This is a genomic window from Arthrobacter sp. (assembly GCF_048266065.1).
Taxonomy (GTDB): Bacteria; Actinomycetota; Actinomycetes; order Actinomycetales; family Micrococcaceae; genus Arthrobacter_H.
Genome location: NZ_JBLXAH010000002.1, coordinates 259,736 through 275,273, shown reverse-complemented (window position 1 = coordinate 275,273; position 15,538 = coordinate 259,736). Strand labels below are relative to the sequence as shown.

Sequence of the window (15,538 nt, the reverse complement as noted above, 5' to 3'; positions counted from 1 at the left end):
CCGGACACGGGGCATACCGGCGGGGCGCGGAAGGTTCTAGGATGTAATGAATCCCCCGCTGGCTCGCGAAAGGTTCCACGTGTCCGAGTTCAATCCCTTTGCCCTTGAAGGCCTCACCTACGACGACGTGCTCCTGCTGCCCGGCCCGACGGACGTGATCCCCTCCGAAGCCGACACCTCCACGCGGTTGACCAAGCGGATCAACATCAACATCCCGCTGCTCTCCGCCGCCATGGACACCGTCACCGAGGCGCCGATGGCCATTTCGCTGGCCCGGCAGGGCGGCATCGGCATCATCCACCGCAACCTCTCCATCGATGACCAGGCCCGCCAGGTGGACCAGGTCAAGCGCAGTGAATCCGGCATGATCACCGACCCGGTGACCATCAGCCCGGACGCGACCCTGCACGAGCTCGACGACCTGTGCGGCCACTACCGGGTCTCCGGGCTGCCCGTCGTCGACGAGAACAAGAAGCTGCTGGGCATCATCACCAACCGCGACACCCGGTTCATCCCCCGCGAGCAGTTCATGACCACGCGCGTCTACGAGGCCATGACGGCCATGCCGCTGATCACCGCGAAGGTCGGAGTGCCCCGCCAGGAGGTCATCGACCTGCTGAGCAAGCACCGCATCGAGAAGCTCCCGCTGGTCAACGATGCAGGCATCCTGCAGGGCCTGATCACCGTGAAGGACTTCGACAAGGCCGAGCAGTACCCGATGGCCACCAAGGACGACGAGGGCCGGCTGCGCGTCGGTGCGGCCGTCGGCTTCTTCGGCGAGGGCTACGACCGCGCCATGACCCTGGTCGACGCCGGGGTGGACGTGCTGGTCGTCGACACCGCCAACGGCCACAGCCAGGGCGTGCTGGACATGATCGCGCGCCTGAAGAAGGATCCCGCGGCAGCACATGTGGACGTCATCGGCGGGCAGGCGGCCACCCGTGAGGGCGCCCAGGCCATCATCGATGCGGGAGCGGACGCCATCAAGGTCGGCGTCGGTCCCGGATCCATCTGCACCACCCGCATCGTCGCCGGCGTCGGCGTCCCGCAGATCACCGCCATCTACGAATCCGCGAAGGCCGCCATCCCCGCCGGTGTGCCGCTGATCGCCGACGGCGGCCTGCAGCACTCGGGCGACATCGGCAAGGCGCTGGTCGCCGGAGCCGACTCCGTGATGCTCGGCTCCCTGCTCGCCGGCACCGCCGAATCCCCGGGCGACCTGGTCTTCATGAACGGCAAGCAGTTCAAGGCCTACCGCGGCATGGGCTCCCTCGGCGCCATGCAGACCCGCGGCAAGAACACCTCCTACTCCAAGGACCGCTACTTCCAGGCCGACGTCCCCTCCGACGAGAAGCTGATCCCCGAGGGCATCGAGGGCCAGGTGCCCTACCGGGGCCCGGTCTCCGCCGTCGCCCACCAGCTGGTCGGCGGGCTGCACCAGACCATGTTCTACGTGGGCGGGCGCACCATCCCCGACCTGAAGGAACGCGGGAAGTTCGTGCGCATTACAGCGGCGGGCCTGAAGGAATCGCACCCGCACGACATCATGATGACCGTCGAAGCCCCGAACTACCGGTCGCGGTAGGACCGGTGGCCCCCTCGCCCGTCCAGCTCAAGAAGCTCGCCCGCGCCCGCATGGAGCGCACCGGCGAAAGCTACACGACGGCCCGCAAGGCCATCCTCGATGGCCGGCCCGAACGGCCCTCGGCGCGCCCGGTGCCTGCAGGACAGGCGGCCTCCGGCGGGAGGAAGGGCAACGGCGGTGGCCGTCCCGTGGTGGCGGCCCCGGCCGCACCGGAGCCGCAGGACCTGCCCGAATACCCGGCACCGGGCGACGTCACCCAATACGACGCAGGACTGTGGCAGCGGGTCCTCACCCAGGCCGGCGTCACCGACCCGTCGACCGGGGAACCCTTCAGCGAGGCCATGCTGGCCGGGCTGGCCGGCGGCATTGGCTTCATGGTCTTCGTCTTCGAGTACGAGCAGACCACCACCGCCAGCGTCGTCACCCGGGCCCATCCCGAGCCCTACACCGAGAACCTGTTGGCCCGCTGCGGCGCCGCCGTGCGCGAGCAGAAGACCGGCAGCGCCCGCCTGGCGGCCCAGTACCTCGACGAGGGACTGGACGCAGGGCGCGCCGTGGTGGTCCGCGTGAGCCGGGCCGCCCTTCCCTGGGTTCACGGTGGCATCGCCGACGCCGATGAACCCGTCGATGTCGCGGTGCTCGGGGAGCACGACGACGGGAACCTGCTCATCGACGACGGTTCCGGCGGGCTGCAACTCATCTCACCCGAAGACCTGTCGGCGGCCCGCGGCCAACGCAAGGCCGGCAAGAACTGGCAGGCCTGGATCCCCGCCTCCACGGGGCCCGATGTGCAGACGCTCTCCGCGAACGTGCTCGCGGCCATCGGGGAAACCACCGGGCGGCTGCTGGGCACCCGTGAACTGGACGGCATCCCCGCCCACTTCGCCAAGAACTTCGGCGTCGCCGGACTGCGCACCTGGGCCGGACGGCTGCTGGACACCACGACGGCGGCCGGCTGGACGCGGATCTTCTCGGCACCCGGACGGCTGGCCCACGGGTTGGAAATGGTTGCGCTGTTCCTCACCGACGGCCGCTACGGTGGGCCCGGGGGACTGCGCGGCCTCTACGCCGACTTCCTGGACGAGGCCGCCGCGTTGCCCGGCCTGGCGGCGCTGGGCGAGTGCTCGGCCGCCTACCGCGGGTTGGCGGAACGCTGGGACGCGCTGGCCGAACTGGTCGACCCCGATGTGGACCCCGAACTGCGCAGCAGCCACTTCGCCGACATCGCGCATGCGGCGACCCGGATCGCCGACGCCGAGGAGGCCGCCGCCCGGCGGCTCGCCGACGTGCTGGCAGGGCTGGAAAACTCCTCGTCACCCCGGGGATAGTTTTTCCCCGCCCGTGCGTTGTACCCAGTAGGCTTATCCAAACGAACCTATAGAGGAGACCAGTTATGGCCACCGGGGGCAATCCGATGTTCCAGTCCAAGGCGTTCCGCGAACAGATGCGGCCCGCCGGGGACTCCACAGCCAACGCCCGCACCGCGGAGCCGATGAGCGCGCAGTCCCTGCAGGACCTGTACAACTCGCCGTCGGCGGGCCCGGCCCAGACCGGCCGGCTGACCTACAACGACGTCGTCTCCAAGACCGTGTTGATGTTCGGTGCGCTGGTCATCACCGCAGTCATCGGCTGGCAGATCCCCGCGTTGATGCTGCCCGGTGTCATCGTCGGCTTGGTGCTGGGGCTGGTCAACAGCTTCAAGCGCGAACCCTCGCCGGTGCTCATCATGCTCTACGCCGCCGCCGAGGGCCTGTTCCTGGGCGGCCTGTCACAGGTCATCGACGCCCTCTACCCCGGGGCCGCCCTGCAGGCGGTCGTTGCGACCTTCTCCGTCTTCGCCGTGACCCTGGCGCTGTACCGCTCCGGCAAGTACCGGGCGACCCCGAAGATGACCCGCATGTTCTTCATCGCCATGGGCGCCTACCTGGTCTTCAGCCTGGTCAACCTGGGGTTGATGCTCTTCGGCGTCACCGACTCCATGTTCGGTCTGCGCACGGGCTGGCTGGGCCTGGCCATCGGTGCCCTCGCCGTTCTGTTGGCCACCTACTCGCTGGTGTTGGACTTCACCCAGATCCAGCGCGGCGTCGAGCAGGGCGCCCCGGCGAAGTTCGCCTGGACCGCTGCGTTCGGCCTCACCGTGACCATGGTGTGGCTCTACGTGGAGATCCTGCGCATCATTGCGATTCTGCGCGAGAATTAGCAGCATCACCACCCAGGACGACGGCGGCGCCCGAGGCGGGCACCGCCGTCGTCGTCATGTATTGAACCCCCGATCCGCCACGGCGCTACCGTAGGGGGATGTCCAAGCAGGAAGGGACCATCGCATGAGTGCACCCACGTCAGCGCCCACGGGACGGCAGTTCACGATCAGCCGTGGAGGCGCCACCGCGGTCGTCACGGAGCTGGCCGCAGCGCTGCGCAGCTACCAGCGCGACGGGATCGACCTGGCCGAGCCCTTCGGCGAGGACACGTTGCCGCCGGCCGGCTCGGGCATCCTGTTGGCCCCGTGGGGGAACAGGATCCGCGACGGCCGCTGGGAGCTGGACGGCGCCACCCAGCAGCTGGACATCACCGAGGTGCCAAACAACAACGCCACCCACGGCCTGCTGCGCAACACCGGCTACCGGGTCGAGGCCTGGGGTGATTCCTCCATCTGCCTCGCCGGGGAGATCTTCCCCCAACACGGCTTCCCCTTCCGCATGACCCACACGGCCACCTACGCCCTGGATGCCGAGGGTGGGCTCTCGGTCACCCAGGACCTGGTCAACCACAGTGACCGGCCCGCCCCCGCGGCGCTCGGCGCCCACCCGTACCTGCGCGTGGGCGACGTCCCCACAGAGGACCTGGTCCTGACCATCGATGCCGACACCGAGCTGCTGGTCGATGACCGCCTCATCCCCACCGGCACCGCACCGGTCTCGGGGGACCACGACTTCCGCACCGGGCGGCGCGTCGGGGACATCCGCGTGGACGTCGGCCTCACCGGCCTGACCCTGCACGACGACGTGGTGCACCGGCACCGGCTGATGGCCCCGGACGGGCGCGGGGTCGGCATCTGGGCCGATGCCACCTTCGGGTACGCGCAGGTCTTCGTGACCGGGAAGCGGGCCGGAACCGCCCTGGCGGTGGCCATCGAACCCATGAGCGCCCCGGCCAACGCGTTCAACTCGGGCCACGGCCTGGTCTGGCTGGCACCGAACGAGCACCTCATCGGACGCTGGGGCATCGAGTCATGGCTCTAGCCACCGACCCGCAGCGACGCGACGTCACCGGGGACATCCCCTACGGTGTGCGGATGGCCGCTGCCTGGAGCTGGCGGATCGCCATCATCATCGGCTGCACCGGCCTGCTGCTGTGGCTGCTCAGCCACGTGTCCCTGCTGGTCATCCCGTTGATGATCGCCGCCCTCCTGGCCGGGTTGCTGATGCCGGTGGTCCGGCTGCTGCGGCGCTGGCGGGTGCCCAATGGGCTCGCCACCGGGCTGACCATGGTCGCGTTCCTGGCGGTCATCACCGGCCTGCTGCTGCTGGTCGGGCGGACCATGGCAGCGGGCATGATGAGCCTCTGGCAGCAGGCTCTGACCGGCATCTCCCAGGTCCAGCACTGGCTCTCCACCGGGCCGCTGCACCTGACCAACCAGGACGTGGACCGCTACGTCGACGGCGCGTTGAAGCAACTGCAATCCAACAGCGACACCATCCTCAGCGGAGCCGTCTCCTGGGGCAGCACGCTCGGCCACTTTGCCGCCGGCCTGCTGCTGGCCTTGTTCTCGCTCGTCTTCTTCCTGCTCGAGGGAGAACGCATCTGGACCTTCATCGTGCGGCTCATGCCCCGCAAGGCCCGGGCAGCCACCGACGGTGCCGGACGCAAGGGCTGGGTCAGTCTGGTCAACTACGTGCGCGTTCAGCTCTTCGTGGCGTTCATCGACGCCGTCGGCATCGGCGTGGGCGCCGCCATTCTGGGCGTGCCGCTGGCCCTGCCGCTGGGCGGGCTGGTCTTCGTCGGTTCCTTCATCCCGGTCATCGGCGCCCTGGTGACCGGTGCCCTCGCCGTGTTGCTGGCCCTGGTCGCCAACGGCTGGGTCAACGCGCTGATCATGCTCGGCGTGGTCCTGCTGGTCCAGCAGGCCGAATCCCACATCCTGCAGCCACTCGTGATGGGCCGGGCGGTGAGCCTGCACCCGCTGGCCGTCGTCCTGGCCGTCGCCGGTGGCTCGCTCATTGCCGGCATCGCCGGGGCACTGTTCGCGGTGCCCGTCCTGGCGGTGCTGAACACCATGGTCCGCTACATCTCGGCACGCGGCTGGGAGACCCCCGGCTCCGACGCCACCGATGGCGACCCGCCGCCCGGACCCGCTACAGCGCTCACGGCACCGGCAGACCTCGACGGCGAATCCGAAGCCGTCCCGCCGCAACGCCCCCGCACCGGAGAGCCACCCCGGTGACCCCCACCCTTCACGAAAGCGCCACCATGCAGCAGCCCCTGGAAACCACAGCACCCGATACCCTGCCCGTCAGCCTGGCCGACATCGAAGCCGCGGCCGAGCTCCTGGAAGGCGTCATCGCCCACACGCCCGTCGAGCACTCGCGTGCCCTGGGCGTCTTGACGGGCAGCGATGTCCACCTCAAATGCGAGAACCTCCAGCGGGCCGGGTCCTTCAAGGTCAGGGGCGCCTATGTGCGCATGGCCCGGCTGACCGAGGAGGAAAAGGCCCGCGGCGTCGTGGCCGCATCCGCCGGCAACCACGCCCAGGGCGTGGCGGTGGCAGCGGACCGCCTGGGCATCAAAGCGCGCATCTACATGCCCCTGGGCGTCGCCCTGCCCAAGCTGACGGCGACGAAGGACCACGGAGCCGAGGTCGTGCTGCACGGGCACAACGTCGATGAGGCCCTGGCGGAGGCACAACGCTTCGCCGATGCCACCGGCGCGGTGTTCGTGCACCCCTTCGACAACGCCGACATCATTGCAGGGCAGGGGACCATCGGGTTGGAACTGCTCGAGCAGCTGCCCGACGTGGACACCGTGCTCATGGGCGTTGGCGGCGGCGGGCTGCTGGCCGGGGTTGCGACCGCGGTGAAGGCCAAGGCCGCCGAACAGGGCCGGGAGATCCGGGTGATCGGCGTCCAGGCCGAGAACGCAGCGGCCTACCCGCCCTCGCTGGCTGCCGATGCGCTGGTCCCGCTGGAGAAGGTCTCCACCATCGCAGACGGCATCGCCGTGGGCCGTCCGGGCCAGTTGCCCTTCCAGATCATCCGCGAACTCGTCGACGACGTCGTCACGGTCAGCGAGGACGCTCTGGCGCGGGCCCTGGTGTTCCTGCTGGAGCGCTCCAAACTCGTCGTCGAGCCCGCCGGAGCGGTCGGGGTTGCGGCCCTGTTGGAGGGCAAGCTGGCCGAACTGGGCATCGACTCCAAACGCACCGCCGTCGTGCTCTCCGGAGGCAACATCGACCCGTTGCTGATGCTCAAGGTCATCCAGCGGGGCCTCGCCGTCGCCGGACGCTACCTGACCGTGAGGATGATGCTCGATGACCGGGCCGGCGAACTGGCCACCATCTCCCGGGTCATCGCCGAATCCGACGCCAATGTCACCGGTGTGGACCACACCCGCATCGGTGGTTCCCTGTCGATGGGGGATGTGGCCATCACCATCGACATGGAGACCAAGGGCCACCTGCACTCCGAACAGGTATTGGACAACCTGCGGGCCGAGGGCTTCCAGCCGGTTGTCATCACCACGTAGGCAACGGGTCCCAAACGCCTGCGGGCCGCATCTCCGTGACGGAGATGCGACCCGCAATGGCGTGTGGCGTGCCCTTAGCCCGTGTAGGGCTTGGCGGCCAGGATCTCCACGGCGATCGACTTGCCGTTCGGAGCGGTGTAGCTGAGCTTGTCGCCCACCTTCTTGCCGTGCACGGCGGCGCCGATCGGGGACTTCTCGCTGTAGACCTCCAGGCCCGAATCGCCGGCGACTTCGCGGCTGCCGAACAGGAACGTGGTCTTGTCCCCGGCGATGGTGGCATCGACCAGCATGCCCGGTTCGACGATGCCGTCGTCCGCGGGGGCGTCGCCCACTTCGGCCTTCTGCAGGAAGTCCTTGAGGTAGGTGATACGGGCTTCCGCCTTGCCCTGCTCTTCCTTGGCTGCGTGGTAGCCGCCGTTCTCCTTCAGGTCGCCCTCGGAGCGTGCCTGTTCGATGCGGTCGACGATTTCGGCACGTCCGGGACCCTGCAGGTGCTCGAGCTCAGCGGACAAGCGGTCGTAGGCCTCCTGGGTGAGCCAGAGAGCCGGTTCATGGTTGGTGGTCACGGTTACTTCTCCTTGTAGTAAGGGCCGGTCAGGTGACCGGCCGCCGAACTGCAGTGTTTGCCACGTCAGCGACGATGCAAGCAAAGACCCCGCCATGCGTGGTGAAGAACCGCGGTCCGTCACCAAGTCAAGGCGGGGTGGATCGTATTAGATCGATTTTACCCATTATGCGGCCAAAACCCCAAGTAGGGACTACCTGGCGGGTCATGAGTGGCTTATCCGGCCACCCAGCAGGTCGTTGCGCCGCCGGTCACACCCAGGGATTCGGTGCGCACGTCGAAGTCCTGGATGATGCTCTGGCGCCCGGTTCCCTGCGTCGCGTCGAAGGTGACTGTCTTCCAGCCGACGATTGCGTAGGACTCGTTCATGACCTGCAGGTTGCAGGAAACCTTGTCCTGGCGCTTCTTCTCCAGCTGGATGGTGACGTTCGCCGTGGTGTCGGAGGTGATGTCGAAGGCGACATCCTTGCTCGTATACGGCTTGAAGTTCCACCATGCCATGAGGCCGGCCACGGAGATCCCGAAGACCAGTGCGATGCAGATCACGATGATTCTGCGCCGGGCGTTGACCGGGCGCTTGGGTGTGCCATACCGATTGGCTACGCTGGAGGGTGGCGCAGCGTCCCATGGGGGAGTCGGCGCCGGCTGTTGGGTGTTCATCCCCTCCAGTCTAGGTCTTTTCGCAGGGCGGCCGATCGCCTTCCCTGCCGGCATCGAGGAGCAGGTCATCGTGGAAGAAGCCCGGGTCGTTCCCGTCACGCCGTCGGAAGGGTTCCGGCTCCTTGCGGTCCATGCACATCCGGACGACGAATCCAGCAAGGGTGCCGCCACGATGGCCGCCTATGCCGCAGCGGGAGCCCGGGTCATGGTCGCGTCCTGCACCGGCGGCGAGCGGGGCGACATCCTCAACGCCAAGGCCGGGGAACTGGCCCATGCCCACCGTGACCTGGCCGGCCTGCGCCGCAAGGAAATGGCGGAGGCCGCAGCGGCGCTGGGCATTGAGCACCGGTGGCTCGGATTCGTGGATTCCGGGCTGCCCGAGGGGGACCCGCTGCCACCCTTGCCGCATGCCTCGTTCGCGACCCAACCGGTGGAACGTGCGGCAGTCCCACTGGTGAAGCTGCTGCGTGAATTCCGTCCGCAGGTCGTCACGACCTATGACGAGAACGGTGGCTACCCGCACCCCGACCACATCATGACCCACAAGGTCACGATGGAGGCCGTCGAGGCCGCCGCGGATCCGGACCGCTATCCGGAACTGGGCGCCGCCTGGCAGGTCTCCAAGGTCTACTACGACAGGGCCTTCAGCCCCGATCGCTTCCGCACCCTGCACTACGCCATGCAGGAGAACGGGATCGAGTCCCCCTACGAGGAGCGGATCAAGGCGTTTGAAGAGCATCCCGATGAGGAGATGTTCCGGTGGGTCAAGCACCATGAGACGACAACACAGATCGCCTGCGCCGACTTCTTCGACGCCCGCGACCGCGCGTTGCTGGCACACCGGACGCAGATCGATCCCGACGGCTTCTTCTTCGCCGTGCCCACTGACATCTACCGGAAGTCCTGGCCGTGGGAGGACTTCGTTTTGGTCTCCTCCCGGGTGGAGACGCAGATCCCGGAATCCGACCTCTTCGCCGGTCTGCGCTAGACCCCGACTCCACGCCGGCGCGGGTAGACTGGATGGGCCGGTCGACGCCGGTCTCCGTCAAGAAAGAGCGTGTTCGTGAACCTGTTGTCCTCGCTGGTGGTCGCCGCCAGTTCCGCCCCGGCCGTCCCGACCGGAGACGCCGCGCGTGAGATCGGCCCCGGTTTCGCCGGCTTCGTCGCGACGGCGGCCATGGTCATCGTGGTCATCTTCCTGATCCGCGACATGTCCCGTAGGATCCGCCGCGTCCGGTACGCGGGAACTGCAGAGGAGCGCCAGGCCGAACTCGTCGAACGCGGACGCGAACGCCACGCACAGACCGAGGAATTCCCGCCGCGTGGCAACCCCGGCCCGGATGGCGTCATCGGCTCGGGATCCAACAATGCGCAGGACGACGACGGCGAAGGCCCGGACGCGGGGCACGGCCAGGACCGCTAGCCTCTGCCCCCAGGGCAGCCGGGTCCGTTGCGCTGTTCTGGCGGGTCGGCGGCCTCGACGGACTCCGACTTTGCGTCAGTCGGGTCTGGATGCCAGGCGTCGTGGCGCAACGACCACCCGCTCCCCGTCAGGGACCGGATCCATCCGGCGTGTGCGGCCACCCGGTGGTGGCCGCACACGCCGGATTTTTCGTCTCCGCAGCTAGTTGCGGATCATCGACAGGCGGAAGGTCTCGGGCCCTTCCTCGAGGTATTCCACGGTGAATTTCCCGGCAGCGCGCTGCTCGAGCTGGGCCAGGAGCGGTAGCGGATTGTGGTTCGCAATCAACAGGATCCCGCGCCCCGGGGCCAACCCGTCCAGGGCGCCAAAGATCGTGGCGTGCCGGATGGCGTGGGGGATGACCCGGGTATCGAGTTCGGCCAGCCCCTCCTCGTCGTGGCCGCCACAGGCGCAGCCACCAGCGGCAGGTGCCGCCGACCCCGCCTCACGTGACGTCCCAGCAGCCTCCAGCGTGGCCAGCAAACGGCCCAGGTCGGCGGTGGGGGCGGCCGCCAGTACGGGCAGGACCTCGGCATTGGCGATCTCCAGTGCCGTTCCGGCCGCCTGGGCGGCGGCCGCGGAGCCGGCCTCGCCGTGTTCAGTGGACAACCGGGTGCCGGCAGCGCTGGCGGCCGCGGTGAGATGGTCGAAGATCCGCGCCAGCAGGGCTGTCTGGGCGGTATTGCCGGCAGCCGCCAGCTCACGGGCCAAGGTGTCCAGCCCCGGCAGGACGGTGGACTGGAGGGTTCCTTGAAGTGCCGCGGCGTCAGGGGCCTGCATGGCGACTTTGGCGGTCCATTCGCTCAACAGCGAGCTGGTGGATTCGAGCGCGGCGGCCGATTCGCGCGATGAGGCCAGGGTGAGGTTTTCCACGGTGTTCTCCTGGGTTGGTGGGGCGGATGGTGTCCCGGCTCGAACTTTACTACAATAAATTCCGTGGTAAATAGAGATGCCGGTCCTTCAGGACGGTCCGCAGGCCGGGGCCCCCTGCCAGTGCCCACCGGTGAGCCCCCGGCGATGTCCCGAGCGCGCCGGGACCTGTTGGCCCGGCTGCGGGCACTCGATGAGGCGACCACCGTCGAGACGCTCGCCCGGATCAGCCGGCAGCACCCCAATACCGTGCGCGAGCACCTGGAAGCACTCGTTGACTCCGGGGAAGTACAGCGCGTCGCCGCTGCCGCGCCAGCCGGGCGAGGCCGCCCCGCACGGCTCTACCTGGCCGCCGACCGGCCGGTGGCACCGGCGGCCGCCGCCACCCTGGCGTCGGTGCTCGCCGCCCAGCTCTCCACCCGCCCCGATGCCCGGTCGGAGGGCATCTTGGCAGGGAAGGCCTGGGCCGGGGTACTGCGTGGCGGCGGTGGCCACCCCGCTCCGGAAGATCCCCAGCCCACGCCAGCTGCCGTCCGTGGGCGCATCGCCTCGACCCTCACCCGGACCGGCTTCGCCACCGAGGAGGATGCCGCCGACCCCACGATGTTGCGCCTCACGCGTTGTCCCTTGCTGGAGGCGGCCCGCGACAACCCCGACGTGGTGTGCTCGGTCCACCTCGGACTGATCCAGGGACTGCTGGAAGACGCCGGAGACACCACGACCTCCGTCCGCCTGTTGCCCTTTGCCGCGGACAATGCCTGCCTGTTGCACCTGGGCGCCGGGGCAGAGCGGTGAATGCCGCTGGCCCAGCCAATGCACCCGCGAACGCCGACCGGCGAGCACCCCGCCGGAAGACCCCCGTGGTGCGCCGCACCGGCATCCGACTGCTGTTCCTGATCCCCGGTGGACTGGGAATGCTGATGGGCCTGAATGCCGCCCTGGTCCTGCTGGGACTTCCCCACGCCCCGATCGGGGATCACCTCGCGGCCAGCCATGGCATGCTGATGGTGTTTGGCTTCATCGGCACCGTCATCGCGCTGGAACGTGCAGTGGCCCTGGGGGTCGTCGCTGGATTCGCCGCTCCCGTCTTGATGGGATGGGGTGGCCTGGTGTTGGTCTCTCCGCTGCCGCAACGGGTGGGCCAGCTCGTGCTGTTGGGCGGATGCCTGGCCATGACCGGGGTCTACATCCCCCTGTGGAAACGCCAGCGTGAAGTCGCCGTGCTGATCCAGATACTGGGCGCCGTGGCGGGGATCTGCGCCACCGTGCTGTGGCTGCGCATTCCCGACACCGCACCGCTGATCCCGCTGCTGGTCGTCTTCGTGGTGTTGACCATCGCCGGTGAACGGCTGGAATTGGCCCGCATCCACATCCACTCCCGAATTGCCGAACCACTGCTGACCTGGGCCTCGACCGTGTTGCTCGCCGCTGGTGTGGCGACGCTGCTGTGGCCACGCACGGGTTTGGTGCTTTTCGGTGTGGTCTTGGGCCTGATTGTGGTGTGGCTGGCCGTCTACGACGTGGCCCGGCAAACGATCCGCTCCACCGGATTGCCCCGATACATCGCCGGGTGCCTGCTGGCTGGCTATGGCTGGCTCGCGGTGGCAGCCGTGGTCTTCATCGCAGCCGGCCTGCGCGGGGGCGGGCTGTCCGGCAGCGCCTACGATGCCCTCACCCATGCCGTGTTCCTGGGGTTCACCCTGTCCATGATCATGGCCCACGCGCCGGTGATCCTGCCCGCGGTGTTGCGCCATCCACTGCCCTACCACCCCGTTCTGGTCCTTCCGGCGGTCCTGCTGCATGTCTCGTTGGCCCTGCGCGTCTTTGCCGCTGACGTCCTCGACGATGCGCCGACCCGGCAATTCGCCGGGGTGCTGAACATCGTGGCGCTTCTGCTGTTCGCGGGGCTGGCCGTGGGTCTGGCGAAGACCGCACCACGAACGAAGGCCGGGCCACGATGAAGATTTCAGCACCCGGATCCGGAGCGCCGGTCAACGGGCCGGATCCGGCACGGTTTTCGCGCGCCGGGTGGCACCTGCGTGCCAACGCCGCCATGTTCTTCTGGCTGGTGGCGTTGGCTGCCGCCGTGGTGTTCCATCGCGTCCTGCCGATGCCCACCTGGCTGATGGTGCACCTGCTGCTGTTGGGGGCGATCGGCAACGCCATCATGGTGTGGAGTGCACATTTCACCGAGGCACTGCTGAGGGGACCCAACCCGGGGCGCACGGCGCTGGCATGGCGCCTGGTCGCCCTGAACGCCGGAGTCGTGGCGGTCGTGGTCGGCATGCTCACCACGACCTGGCCGGTGGTGCTGGGCGGAAGCCTGGTCGTGGGCGGTGTCTACGCATTCCACGGCTCCTCCTTCGCACTCCGCGCCGCCAAGGCGCTGCCGTCGCGGTTTGGGGCGACAGTGCGGTACTACATCTGCGCGTCCTGGTTGTTGCCCGTTGGTGCACTGCTGGGATGCCTGCTGGCGGTCGGATTCGCCGGTGAGCTGGGGGACCGCCTGCTCGTTGCCCATGCGGTGGTCAACGTCCTGGGGTTCATCGGGTTGACAGTGATCGGGACGCTGGGCACCTTGCTGCCGACGATGCTGCGCACCCGGGTGGCCGAGGGAGCCGAAGGCGTGGTGCGCAACGGCTGGGTGCCGCTGCTGGGCGGCGTCGCCCTCGCCGCCGGCGGGGCGGGCCTGGGGTGGATGTGGTTGCTGGCAGCAGGCCTGGTGGCCTATGCGGGCGGCATAGCCTATGCCGCTGTCCCGCTGTTCCGGGCCCTGGTCGCCAAACCGCCCATGGACCACGCGCCGCTGTCCGTGGGCGCCGCGGTGCTGTGGTTTGCCGGTTCGATCCTCACGCTGGCCGTCATGGCAGGCCGCGGAGGATCCTGGGCACAATTGCACGCCGGCATCCAGCTGGTGGTTCCCGCGCTCGCCGTCGGCTTCGCCGCCCAGGTCCTCCTGGGCGCCCTGGGATACCTGATTCCCGTGGTGCTCGGCGGCGGCCCGGCTACCTCCAAGGCGCGCACCGCCGTCTTGAATTCCGGGGCAGGGGCCCGGTGGGTGATGCTCAACGGCGGGCTGGCCCTGGCGCTGCTGCCCGTCCCGAGCTGGATCAAGGTGAGCACCTCGCTGCTGGTCCTGCTGGCCGGGATATGGTTTCTGGTCCTGGTGGGCGTGGCCCTGCGGACGGGTCCCCAGGCGGCGACGGCTTCGGCGGCCCCGACCTCCGGGCAGCAGGGAGTGCGGCTGATGATGAGTGGCGTTGCCGGTGTCGTGGCCCTCGTCCTGGCGGTCGTCCTCGGCGTGGCAGCGGACCCGTCAGCCGCCGGGGTCGGCCCCGGAGCCGGCATCGGTGCCGGGGCGGCGGATCCGGGGACCGGGCCAGTGGCTGCCGACGCGACAGGACATACGACCCGGGTGGCCCTGTCCATGAAGGACATGCGTTTTACCCCCGACGCCATCCACGTTCCGGTCGGCGACCGGCTGGTCATCACCGTGTCCAACGACGATGACCGGGTACACGACCTGGTGACGGCAAACGGTGCAGCATCGGGCCGCCTGGCGCCGGGGGAGCACACCGAAGTCGATGTCGGAGTCATCCGGGGTGACCTGGAGGGCTGGTGTTCGCTGGCCGGACACCGACAGATGGGGATGGTGTTCCACATCGTCGCCGACGGGGCGGCCGCCACTGCCGGCGGCGACGACGCGTCGGCACACGAGGGCATGGCCGGCATGCCGGGCATGGAAGCGGATGCCGATTCCGCTGCCACGGCCACGGGATTCGATCCCCTGCGCACACCGGACCGCGGATTCACGGCCCGCGATGCCCGGCTCCCCGCAGCCCCGCAGGGAACTGTGCACCGCTACACCCTGACGGCACGCGACGCGCTCCAGGAGGTGGGAGCCGGTTATGCGCAGACGCTGTGGACCTACAACGGCAAGGCCCCGGGCCCGACCCTGCGCGGCAAGGTCGGCGACACCTTCGTGATCACCCTGCGCAACGACGGGACAACCGGGCACTCGATCGACTTCCACGCCGGAGCGCTGGCACCGGATCGGCCGATGCGCACGATCGAGCCCGGGCAGGAGTTGACCTACACGTTCACTGCAACGCGCGCCGGGGCCTGGCTGTACCACTGCTCGACGATGCCGATGTCGTTGCATATCGCCAACGGCATGTTCGGGGCCGTCATCATCGACCCGCCGGATCTGGCCCCCGTGGATCGTGAATTCATCCTCGTCCAAAGCGAGCTGTACCTGGGCAAGGACGGCGGCAGGGCCAGCCAGGCCAAGATCGACGCGGAACGGCCCGACGGTGTGGCCTTCAACGGCTATGCCTCGCAGTATGCCTTTGCCCCCTTGAAGGCCAAGGCAGGAGAGCGCGTGCGCTTTTGGGTGGTGGCCGCCGGACCAAATCGGGGCTCCGCCTTCCACGTCATCGGAGGCCAATTCGACACCACCTACAAGGAAGGCCGCTATCTGCTGGACGGATCGGATCCTGCAGCCGGCTCGCAGACCCTGGATCTGGGGGTGGCGCAGGGCGGCTTCGCCGAACTGGAGTTCACCCAGCCGGGCACCTACCCGTTCGTCTCGCATTCGATGGTCGACGCCGAACGCGGAGCCCGCGGGCTCATCAAGGTCACCCGGTAGCCCGGC

At 68.7% G+C, this 15,538-nt stretch carries 14 protein-coding genes; 11 read left to right on the top strand and 3 right to left on the bottom strand.

All coding sequences use genetic code 11. The features are described 5' to 3' along the window. The first annotated feature begins 79 nt into the window (after positions 1 to 79). The 6 genes from guaB (at position 80) to ilvA (ending at position 7,327) form a co-directional block, all read left to right on the top strand. Positions 80 to 1,585, top strand: coding sequence for an IMP dehydrogenase (gene guaB, locus ACN0TP_RS04320; RefSeq protein WP_417217098.1), 1,506 nt, complete (start codon positions 80 to 82; stop codon positions 1,583 to 1,585). A gap of 5 nt (positions 1,586 to 1,590) precedes the next feature. Then, positions 1,591 to 2,913, top strand: a complete 1,323-nt coding sequence (locus tag ACN0TP_RS04315) for a DUF4872 domain-containing protein (RefSeq protein WP_417217095.1) — start codon at positions 1,591 to 1,593, stop codon at positions 2,911 to 2,913. A gap of 65 nt (positions 2,914 to 2,978) precedes the next feature. Then, positions 2,979 to 3,785 carry a Bax inhibitor-1/YccA family membrane protein gene (locus ACN0TP_RS04310; protein WP_417217092.1) on the top strand — a complete coding sequence of 269 codons (807 nt, stop codon included), beginning with the start codon at positions 2,979 to 2,981 and terminating at the stop codon, positions 3,783 to 3,785. A 124-nt stretch (positions 3,786 to 3,909) separates the two neighbouring features. Next, positions 3,910 to 4,827, top strand: a complete 918-nt coding sequence (locus ACN0TP_RS04305) for an aldose 1-epimerase family protein (protein ID WP_417217090.1) — start codon at positions 3,910 to 3,912, stop codon at positions 4,825 to 4,827. After that, the gene (locus ACN0TP_RS04300; protein WP_417217087.1) at positions 4,818 to 6,029 is read left to right on the top strand and encodes an AI-2E family transporter; all 1,212 of its coding nucleotides are present in this window, start codon (positions 4,818 to 4,820) and stop codon (positions 6,027 to 6,029) included. Before ACN0TP_RS04305 ends, ACN0TP_RS04300 begins: the two co-directional genes overlap by 10 nt. Before the next feature lie 26 nt (positions 6,030 to 6,055). Further along, entirely contained in the window at positions 6,056 to 7,327 is a 1,272-nt protein-coding gene (gene ilvA, locus ACN0TP_RS04295; RefSeq protein WP_417217084.1) for a threonine ammonia-lyase, read from the top strand. A gap of 74 nt (positions 7,328 to 7,401) precedes the next feature. Here ilvA and greA read toward each other — a convergent pair whose 3' ends face one another. Both greA and ACN0TP_RS04285 read right to left on the bottom strand, forming a co-directional pair. Further along, positions 7,402 to 7,893: a transcription elongation factor GreA gene (gene greA / locus ACN0TP_RS04290; RefSeq protein ID WP_417217082.1), complete on the bottom strand. Its 492-nt coding sequence runs from the start codon at positions 7,891 to 7,893 to the stop codon at positions 7,402 to 7,404. 215 nt (positions 7,894 to 8,108) lie between these two features. Beyond that, complete coding sequence (locus ACN0TP_RS04285) at positions 8,109 to 8,438, bottom strand: DUF4307 domain-containing protein (protein WP_417217080.1); 330 nt, start codon at positions 8,436 to 8,438, stop codon at positions 8,109 to 8,111. Here ACN0TP_RS04285 and mca point away from each other — a divergent pair. Both mca and ACN0TP_RS04275 read left to right on the top strand, forming a co-directional pair. Then, the gene (gene mca / locus ACN0TP_RS04280) at positions 8,428 to 9,540 is read left to right on the top strand and encodes a mycothiol conjugate amidase Mca (RefSeq protein ID WP_417217078.1); all 1,113 of its coding nucleotides are present in this window, start codon (positions 8,428 to 8,430) and stop codon (positions 9,538 to 9,540) included. The genes ACN0TP_RS04285 and mca overlap by 11 nt on opposite strands. A gap of 75 nt (positions 9,541 to 9,615) precedes the next feature. Further along, positions 9,616 to 9,975, top strand: a complete 360-nt coding sequence (locus ACN0TP_RS04275; protein ID WP_417217075.1) for a hypothetical protein — start codon at positions 9,616 to 9,618, stop codon at positions 9,973 to 9,975. A gap of 201 nt (positions 9,976 to 10,176) precedes the next feature. Here ACN0TP_RS04275 and ACN0TP_RS04270 read toward each other — a convergent pair whose 3' ends face one another. After that, complete coding sequence (locus ACN0TP_RS04270; protein WP_417217074.1) at positions 10,177 to 10,887, bottom strand: DUF2249 domain-containing protein; 711 nt, start codon at positions 10,885 to 10,887, stop codon at positions 10,177 to 10,179. 144 nt (positions 10,888 to 11,031) lie between these two features. On the opposite strand from ACN0TP_RS04270, the gene ACN0TP_RS04265 reads away from it, so the two are divergent. The 3 genes from ACN0TP_RS04265 to ACN0TP_RS04255 all read left to right on the top strand — a co-directional run bounded on the left by ACN0TP_RS04265 (position 11,032) and on the right by ACN0TP_RS04255 (position 15,532). Continuing rightward, positions 11,032 to 11,679 carry a hypothetical protein gene (locus tag ACN0TP_RS04265; protein WP_417217071.1) on the top strand — a complete coding sequence of 216 codons (648 nt, stop codon included), beginning with the start codon at positions 11,032 to 11,034 and terminating at the stop codon, positions 11,677 to 11,679. 65 nt (positions 11,680 to 11,744) lie between these two features. Beyond that, complete coding sequence (locus tag ACN0TP_RS04260; RefSeq protein WP_417217068.1) at positions 11,745 to 12,845, top strand: hypothetical protein; 1,101 nt, start codon at positions 11,745 to 11,747, stop codon at positions 12,843 to 12,845. Continuing rightward, the gene (locus ACN0TP_RS04255) at positions 12,842 to 15,532 is read left to right on the top strand and encodes a multicopper oxidase domain-containing protein (RefSeq protein WP_417217065.1); all 2,691 of its coding nucleotides are present in this window, start codon (positions 12,842 to 12,844) and stop codon (positions 15,530 to 15,532) included. The genes ACN0TP_RS04260 and ACN0TP_RS04255 overlap by 4 nt, the downstream gene beginning before the upstream one ends. Positions 15,533 to 15,538: the final 6 nt, after the last annotated feature.